We start from the raw sequence: 8,289 nt of genomic DNA, 5'->3' as shown, positions 1-8,289 counted from the left end.
CGGCTCTACGACTGGGCGCTCATCGCGACCACCGACCAGGACCTACCCGGCCAGCACCATCTCCTGATCCGCCGGAACATCACCACCGGCGAGTACGCGTTCTACCGGACCCACCACCCGACCCCGGTCCCGCTGGCCACCTATGTCCGCGTCGCCGGGATCCGCTGGAACGTGGAGGACGACTTCCAGTCCTCCAAGGAACTCGCCGCCCTCGACGAGCACCAGGTCCGCCGCTGGACCAGCTGGCACCGCTGGACCCTGCTCGCGATGCTCGCCCACGCCTTCCTCGCCGTCACCACCGCCCGGGCCCATGACACCGAACCCGCCGACGGGCTGATCCCGCTCACCGTCAACGAGGTCCGCCACCTCATCATCCAGCTCGCGATGCCCCGACCCGCCCCGGCCGCCGGCTTCGTGCTGGCCTGGTCCCGGTGGCGACGCCGCCACCAGGCACGCGCACAAATCAGCCACTACCACCGCCAGGCCGAAGCCCTACAACTCAACTGATCACAAAAGTCGGGCTGGAGTACTAGTCGCGCAGGCCCAAGATGTAGGACCAAGACGTAGGAACCACTAAATCGCCACAAACCCACCGAGGACCTCCGCGGCGAGCAGGATTTTCCCACCGAGACCGAAGGTGCCAGACCTCCTCAACGTCCGATCCGCCTTGAGCACGGCACCAGGCTCGGCTGGGGGCAGCGGCACCGGACCGGCGCCCCGTCCACCGCTGGCAACGAGCATGGTCAGGTCCTTAACCGACAGGTGCGACTGGACCGCTTTGATCTCGGCCCAGGCGATCAGCAGATGAATGACGTCCAGGTCCACCCAGAACGTGACCGTCATCCCGCGTGAGCGGGACCGAGCCAGAACTTTTCCCGGCCACGGCCATGTTCCCCGAGTCAGGCACGACCCGGTCGAACTCCATCGGCCCGCCCTGCCATAGGACCGTGTCGGCTGGTCGGCACCCGCCGTGCAGGCGCTACGCAATGCCTGCGCATGGCGCAGCAGTGCCTACCTTGTGCCCCGCCGAATGCCGACTGGGAGAAACTCACGCCCTAGAAGGCCGCGTTCTCTCAATCTCTTCCTCGAGAGCAAGCGCAATGAGCCGCGTCCGACCTATTTTTTCTTCGAGATCCCCCCCGCCAGCCAAACGTTCCACAATGCGATTTCGTTGATTATTTTCATGCCCCTCAAGAATCTCCACAATCTCCGACTCATAGACCTTCCATCTACGCCCTATATCCAATTTGGCCATATAGGCTGAACTCGGCTTGCCTTCCGTTCGCATTGAACCTGCCGGCGCACACGACCTGTGAAGCGGGATGATCGCTTGATCCCTGGTTACCAGGCATGGATTAAAGGCGGACGGGTCGAAACTATTCCCATAGTCCAGTGTCTGAAGAAAGGTTAGGTCCCACATTGCAGTCCATGCTGCATGTACGGGGTCCCGCGAATCGGGCTTTAGGAGGCGCTGAACGTAGTCACTTCCGTCTTCGCAGCCGAAAAACGCGTTTATTGCGACTTTCAACGCCAGGGGCTTACCAACAAAGAGTTCATGATCGATCCACCCCACAAGTTTCCGAAAACGAGAGATTCTATCATGAGGACCCGAGAAACGAGGCTTCAGAAGCTGGTGAAGTCTGAGTAGTATTGCGTACGTCGGCGCTTGAAAGTACGGAAAGATGCTACCGTCATCTCGCGCGCTTCCGTCTACGGACAATGAAATCTGGTGATCGCGTAAAGGAAATCTCGTTACCGCCGGCGCAGCTTGGTCGAACTCTGCCTCAATCTGCTCCGGAAGCCAGTACATTACAGTTTGAACGGCGTGTATCGAACGAGTTTTGCGCTGCAAGTTCTGTTGTTCCGCGAGCCGAGTCCGGGAGGTTTCTTCGATCGCCAATCCGGGAATTAGGTCATCACCCGCCAGCGCCAGCAAGATATTTTTGAGTCGACTCTTGTCTTTTGGCGAACTCCGCGCGCCATAGAACCAATTTTCCAGATCGATGAGTATGTTGCTGTCCAGGTAGACTTGACGCCGAATACTGTCATCATATGTTCTAGGTTTTATAAATGTGCAGCCCTCGATATGGTCCGCGTCCGGGGGCGCTTGGCGCCGGATGGCCAGAACTTTTCCACCGCGGGCTTGCTCTCGCTGCGCAGATTTCCGAAGCCATACAGACTTCGGATCGCTGGGATAGGAGTCGAAGCTCGTCACCGCGAGACATTCGCCGCGACTGGTCAGCTCCTCAAACCATCCGAAGGGGAGAGCGCTACGCGAAAACAACTTATCCCCGTTACTGGCCCGCAGGATGATATGCGCTTCCGAATACTCCACTCGGAAAGAGTCTAATTTGGTCGGCCTCCGCCAAAGAATTCTGTTCTTAGGAATTTCATAGAAGTCCGAAATCCGCCACGGATCGGCTACTCTGTCCGCACTTTTACCGGTCATGTAGCGACATAAATCCCACCAAAGGACTGGCGGCCTTTTTCCGCCCTGCGGCCACAGCTCGGCCGCTTCATCCCCAGACAGGTAAGGCAGGTCTGAACTTCGCCAGTCACAAGAAATGATATCCGTGACAATCGTCGCCGCCGGAAGTGTCCCAACAGACGCCAAGTGCTTTATTGTCTCTCGGGCACGAAATAGTGGCCTGGTCTCATCGAGCCTCGGAATGAGCTCCGCAGAAAATGCGATTGACGCCAGCACCTCAAAATGATTCGGGTCCTTCAGTAATACTATTCTTTCAACGTCGACCGACGGCACTTCTAGTATCTTCACCCCGAAATCGTCGCCCCCTTGCCCTTCTGGAAACTGAAGGGCAAGGGTTACGATAAATCCAGTGGCCAATTTCGATACCCCCAGGTCGCCGCGCGATCGAGCCACGCAGATTTCTATCGTAAGTTATCTACCAACGGCCCGCCTGGGTCTCTCCGTGGCTCACTCCACAGAGATCGGAATCTCCTGTCCGCTCCCACCGCCCGACTCCTGCCCCTTGGAGACAGACCGCAGAGGATCCAGCGCGCCTGACCGCCGGGGTGGCGCCGGGCGGGTCAGGCGGCCGAGGGTCGGTAACGTACGGGGATGGCAACCGGGACGCAGTCTGATCTGGCTCTGGAGAGCACCGCCTGGGACCTTGGGCCGCTGCTCGGCGGCCAGGGCGAGGAGAGCATCGACGGGCAGCTCGCCGACGCCCAGGGGCGCGCCGAGGTGTTCGCGCGGCGCCACGCGGGCCGGGTCGCCGCGCTGGACGGGCCGGGGCTGGTCGCCGCGATCGGCGAGCTGACCGCGATCTACGAGCTGATCGGGCGGGCAGGCAGCTACGCCTCGCTGCGGTTCTCCACCGACACGGCTGATCCCGGCCGGGGTGCGCTGATGCAGAAGGTGCGGGAGCGCTCGACCGCGATCGAGACCACCTTGCTGTTCTTCGGCCTGGAGTGGGCGGCACTGGACGACGATGCCGCTGAGCGGCTGCTCGCCGCGGACGGCCTCGACCAGGCCCGCCACTACCTGCGGACGGAACGGCGCTACCGCCCCTACCTGCTCAGTGAGCCGGAGGAGAAGCTGCTGACCGAGAAGTCGGTGACCGGCCGAGCGGCGTGGAGCCGGCTGTTCTCCGAGCAGGTCTCGGCGATCGAGGTAGGCGCGGGCGACGCAGGCGGAACGGGCGAAGCCGGCGGAGTGGGCGACGCAGGGGCCGGTGGGGAGGCGCTCGACGTCGCGCTGAGCCGGCTGGCGTCCAGTGACCGCGAGGTCCGGCGTGCGACCGCTGAGGCGGTCACTGCAGCGCTCGCGCCGGGGCTGCGCACCCGCGCCTACATCTTCAACACCCTGATCCACGACAAGGCGGTGAACGACCGGCTGCGCGGCTATCCCACCTGGCTTACCAGCCGCAACCTGGCGAACGAGGTGTCGGACGAGTCCGTCCAGGCGCTCGTCGCCGCCGTCCGGGAGCGGTACGACATCCCGCAGCGGTGGTACCGGCTCAAGGCGCGGATTCTCGGCCTGCCCAGGCTCGCCGACTACGACCGGATGGCCGCGGTCACGACCGCCGACGAGCACTTCGGCTGGGAGCAGTCACGCGACCTGGTGCTCGACTCCTTCGGCTCGTTCTCGCCGGAGATGGCCCGCCAGGCCCGCCGGTTCTTCGACGAGAAATGGATCGACGCACCGGTGCGGCCGGGCAAGCGGGGTGGCGCGTTCGCGAGCTCGGCGGTGCCGTCGGTCCATCCGTACGTCATGCTGAACTTCACCTCACGGCGCCGGGACGTGCTGACCCTCGCGCATGAGCTGGGCCACGGCATTCATTTCGCGCTCGCCGCGAAACAGGGGATTCTGCAGCAGAACACACCGCTGACCGTGGCCGAGACGGCGTCGGTGTTCGGCGAGACGATCGTGTTCAACCGGCTGTTGGCGCAGACGTCCGACCCCGAGCAGCGGCTGGCCCTGCTGGCGGAGGCGGTCGAGGGGGCGATCGCCACCGTCTTCCGCCAGATCGCGATGAACCAGTTCGAGCAGGCCGTCCACACGCAGCGGCGGACCGCGGGCGAGCTGTCCGTCGACGCCTTCAACGAGGCCTGGGTGGCCAGCCAGCGGGAGCTGCTCGGCGACTCGGTGGAGCTCACCGAGGGGTACCGGACGTGGTGGAGCTACGTCCCGCACTTCATCGGCACACCGGGCTATGTGTACGCCTACGCCTACGGGCAGCTGCTGGCGCTGTCGGTGTACCAGCGTTACGTCGAGGACGGTGGCGCGTTCGTGCCGCACTACCTGGAGATGCTCGCCGCCGGCGGGTCACGCTCCCCCGAGGAGCTGGGCCGCATCGTCGGCATCGACCTGGCCGACCCTGGATTCTGGGCGGCCGGGCTCGACCTCGTGGAGGGTCAGCTGCGGGCAGCCGAGTCGGCAGCCCACGATGCCGGGAGGATCGAGCGCGCCTGAACCGCGGGACAGTCGCGCAGCCGGAACGGTCAGGCGCGGCGGCCGGTGTCGCCGGCTGCGGCGCCTGACCGGCTGCCGCAGCTGACGACCGGCTGCCGCAGCTGACGACCGGTTGGCGCGTCTGACCGGCAGCGGCGTCAGCCGATCCGGCCGGCCGGTGCCGGGCACGCGGCGGGCGGCGCGTCCGTGAAGCCGGTCGCCAGGTAGCCGTCGCGGCCTGGTACCAGGGTCACCCGGACGCGGGACCGGATGCCGACCTCCCCGGTCGGAACCGACAGCCGGAGCTTCTCCCGCGCGGTCTCGTCGACACAGCTGTCCACCGCGATGCTGCCGCCCTGCTCGGACACCGAGGTCACGAATAGGTGCACCGGGCCACGGGTGGAACGGCCCGCGTCCCCGCGGAGCAGGTCGACCAGGCTCATCAGGGTGCTGAGAAAGCTCGAGTCCACCCGGGCCTGGAGCGCACGCAGATTCGGGCGGTCGCTTTCCTGGATGCCGGTGAAGGCGGCCCAGAAGGCGAGATGATCGCGCAGGACGGGGCTGTTCGTGTCCACCCCGGCCGCGGTCGTCATCTGCACGGAACCTTCGCTGCCAGCGGCGGTGCCGGCCGGCGCCGGAACGTCATCCGGGCCGCCGGCGTGAGCCGGGGATCCGGTGCCGTCCCAGGAGGTGAGCGGCGAGAGCGCGGAGACGAGCTGGCGGTCGGTGGGGGCGCTGAACACCTCGGCGCCCGCCCACGCCACCGTGACGGAGGTCGGGCACCCGGCGGCCGCAGGGTCGACCGGCAGGGTGGCGACAACCGCGCCGGTGTGCGCCTCCCGCACGGTGATCCGGTAGGAGGTGCGGAAGAACGGCACCTCGTCCGCAGTGCCGATATCGAACCGGCAGATGATGTCGGTGGGTTTCCGCTTGTCCCGCTCGGCGCACGCCACGAGCTGGGTGCGTGCCATCGGGGCGCCGAACGCCGCGCGTTCCTGCTGATCCGTATCGGCCAGCAGGCGGATCGACGGTTTCGGGCCGGTGGGGTCGTTTCCCTGCTGCTGGCTGAACACCGTCACCGGATGCGGCCCCGGCCCGGCGTAGGGCGGCGCTCCGGTCAGGGCGACGTCGCCGTCGCAGACATCGTTCAGGGTGCCCATGTCGACCGGTCCGTCAACGGTGCGTACCGCTGCGCCGTCGGTCCCGGCCCCACCATCACCGGAGCCCTGGCCTCCGCAGGCGACAGCGCACCCGATCACCATCCCGGTGACAGCCATCGACACCCATCGTCGCATGCCTGATTCCCACCTCACGTGTCTCACCCGACCGCGGCGACATCCAACCGGCAGCTCAAAACCCGGCAGGCACAAAGCGCCCCAGAAAACGGCCCCCGGGAAAGGGGGCCCGCGCCGGCATCGGCGCGACCAGGTCCCGCACCTTACCGGCAGGCGACGTAGGCGGCTCACCCAGGGCCCGGCACCGGGAATTCCCATACCTGCCGGGCACCGCCGCCGGGCGAGAACCTGAGCCTGTTGGCCGCCGGAGAGCGTGTGGCAGAAACCCGCGCTTCGGGTCGTCGCTGCTGCCGCGAAAGACCTGAGGATCCTGGTCGCTGGAACGACGAAGGTCCTCAGACCTTCGAGCGGCATCTCCGGGCCGCCGCCGCTGCTTCCGAGCAGGATCTGAGGACCGTGGTCGTGAGAACGACCAGAATCCTCAGTTCTTCGAGCGGCTGCGAGCGGCTGCGAGCAACGACTTCGATCGGCGGCTGCGAGCGGGCCGCGATCAGAGCATCGGGCAGAGCGTGGACAGAAATTCGGTGGTCCGGCGGCGGGACTCGGCCCGGGCGGCCACGTCCGCGCCGAGCGGGATCACCCGGGCGCCGAGGTCGGTGACGCCGGCGTCGCGGTAGCGGCGCAGGCGGTCGAGGATCGCCGCCTCGTCGCCGGCGGCCATGACGTCGCCGATGCCGCGGGCGTCGCCCTGCTCCAGCAGCCGCAGGTAGTTCGGGGAGAGCTCGGCATGCCCGAGGGTCTGCTCGGCGTACTCGCGGGCCGCGTCCACCTCGCCCGGTGCGCACAGCGCCACCGGTACGCCGGCGACGATCCGCGGGGTCGGCCGGCCGGCGGCCTCGGCGGCCTTCGCCAGCCGTGGCGCGACATGGTCGGCGATGGCCCGCTCGTCCGCCATCCACAGGATCGTGCCGGACGCCTGGCCCCCGGCCAGCCCCAGCATCACCGGCGCGAGGGCCGCGAGCAGGATGGACGGCGGCGCGGTCGCGGCCGGATCGAGGACGTCGAGCGGGCTGTGCACCCGGTAGCTGTCGTTCTCGACGTCGACGCGCCCCGCTCCGGCGAACGCCGCGTTCAGTACCCCCAGGTAGTCGCGCACCAGGCGGGCGGGACGCTCGTAGGGCAGGCCCAGCTGCTCGGTCACGATCCAGTGGTGCGACGGCCCGAGCCCCAGCGTGAACCGGCCGCCGGAGGCGGCCTGGGTGGAAAGCACCTGCTGGGCCATCGCGACGGGGTGGCGGGTCTGGATCGGCACGACCGCGGTGCCCAGCTCGATCCGGCTGGTCGCCTGACCCATCAGCGTGACGGCGGTCAGCGCGTCGAAGTAGCCGGGGACCTGCGGCACCCACATCGAGGTGAAGCCGAGCTCCTCGGCCTGGCGCGCATCGGCGGCGAGGTTCGCCGCCCGGTCCCGGGCGGGCCGGTCGCGGTCCGAGCCGATCATCGTCCCGATGCGCATCGTGTCAGCCCCTCACGTGGATCGGCGGCAGATCACCCGTCCGCCGGCACCCGTCGGCAGCCGCCGGCGGGACGAAGCGCTTCGGACGATACCGAGACGATCACTCACACGGGACGGGCCCGCCGGGGGGCGGCTGCCAGTTGCGGCTCACTTCAGGCCGGAGCGGACGAAGGCGCTCACCACGTGGCGCTGCAGCATCAGGTAGATGGCGAAGATGGGCAGGCACGCCAGGCCCGACCCGGCCATGAGACCGCCCCAGTCGGGGCCCTCGACACCGACGAACAGCCCGCGCAGGCCGAGCTGGACGACGGACTCGGCCCGCTGGAGCACCAGCGCCGGCCAGAAGTAGTCGTTCCAGGCGTTGATGAACAGCACGATCGCGAGCGCCGCGAGCGGGGCCCGCAGGTTCGGCACGATGACCGTCCACAGGATGGACCAGGCCGAGCGGCCGTCGATGCGGGCGGCGTCGATCAGGTCCCGGGGGAAGCTGGCCATGTGCTGGCGCAGCAGGAGGAGGAGATCGACGGGGCGGGTGCCGGTCGCGCGGACCCGGCGGGTGTTCGCCTGGGCCAGCCAGCTCTCGAGCTGGGCGTTGAAATCGATCGGGCTGGTGACGGTGCGGC

General features: G+C 67.3%; 6 protein-coding genes and 1 pseudogene. 2 read left to right on the top strand and 5 right to left on the bottom strand.

Translation table 11 applies throughout. From position 1 onward, the window contains the following. Window positions 1-507: pseudogene (locus FREUN1FDRAFT_RS36775) on the top strand (IS701 family transposase); the annotation flags it as partial. Between the two features lie 66 nt (window positions 508-573). On the opposite strand, the gene FREUN1FDRAFT_RS36770 reads toward FREUN1FDRAFT_RS36775, so the two are convergent. Both FREUN1FDRAFT_RS36770 and FREUN1FDRAFT_RS44685 read right to left on the bottom strand, forming a co-directional pair. Next, window positions 574-825 carry a hypothetical protein gene (locus FREUN1FDRAFT_RS36770; RefSeq protein WP_157475788.1) on the bottom strand — a complete coding sequence of 84 codons (252 nt, stop codon included), beginning with the start codon at window positions 823-825 and terminating at the stop codon, window positions 574-576. A 223-nt stretch (window positions 826-1,048) separates the two neighbouring features. Then, on the bottom strand, window positions 1,049-2,881 hold the full coding sequence (locus FREUN1FDRAFT_RS44685; protein ID WP_157475787.1) for a hypothetical protein: 1,833 nt from the start codon (window positions 2,879-2,881) through the stop codon (window positions 1,049-1,051). A 198-nt stretch (window positions 2,882-3,079) separates the two neighbouring features. On the opposite strand from FREUN1FDRAFT_RS44685, the gene FREUN1FDRAFT_RS36765 reads away from it, so the two are divergent. Next, window positions 3,080-4,936 (top strand): M3 family oligoendopeptidase, encoded by a 1,857-nt coding sequence (locus FREUN1FDRAFT_RS36765; protein ID WP_006545493.1) that lies wholly within the window; start codon window positions 3,080-3,082, stop codon window positions 4,934-4,936. A gap of 137 nt (window positions 4,937-5,073) precedes the next feature. Here the strand turns inward: FREUN1FDRAFT_RS36765 and FREUN1FDRAFT_RS36760 are convergent, their stop codons facing one another. The 3 genes from FREUN1FDRAFT_RS36760 to FREUN1FDRAFT_RS36750 form a co-directional block, all read right to left on the bottom strand. Further along, the gene (locus FREUN1FDRAFT_RS36760; protein ID WP_157475786.1) at window positions 5,074-6,192 is read right to left on the bottom strand and encodes a hypothetical protein; all 1,119 of its coding nucleotides are present in this window, start codon (window positions 6,190-6,192) and stop codon (window positions 5,074-5,076) included. A gap of 508 nt (window positions 6,193-6,700) precedes the next feature. Continuing rightward, entirely contained in the window at window positions 6,701-7,666 is a 966-nt protein-coding gene (locus FREUN1FDRAFT_RS36755; protein ID WP_006545491.1) for a TIGR03564 family F420-dependent LLM class oxidoreductase, read from the bottom strand. Window positions 7,667-7,813: 147 nt separating this feature from the next. After that, the coding region (locus FREUN1FDRAFT_RS36750) for a carbohydrate ABC transporter permease (RefSeq protein WP_006545490.1) at window positions 7,814-8,289 on the bottom strand (476 nt) is incomplete at its 5' end.

Source organism: Parafrankia sp. EUN1f (assembly GCF_000177675.1).
Classification (GTDB): Bacteria; Actinomycetota; Actinomycetes; order Frankiales; family Frankiaceae; genus Parafrankia.
Note: the sequence above shows the minus strand (reverse complement) of the source record. Positions and strands in the feature narration are given on the sequence as shown.

Bases quoted from the DNA above. Each gene is read 5' to 3' on its own strand.
- FREUN1FDRAFT_RS36765 (WP_006545493.1), top strand. From the start codon at position 3,080: ATGGCAACCGGGACGCAGTCTGATCTGGCTCTGGAGAGCACCGCCTGG.
- FREUN1FDRAFT_RS36760 (WP_157475786.1), bottom strand. From the start codon at position 6,192: ATGGCTGTCACCGGGATGGTGATCGGGTGCGCTGTCGCCTGCGGAGGC.
- FREUN1FDRAFT_RS36755 (WP_006545491.1), bottom strand. From the start codon at position 7,666: ATGCGCATCGGGACGATGATCGGCTCGGACCGCGACCGGCCCGCCCGG.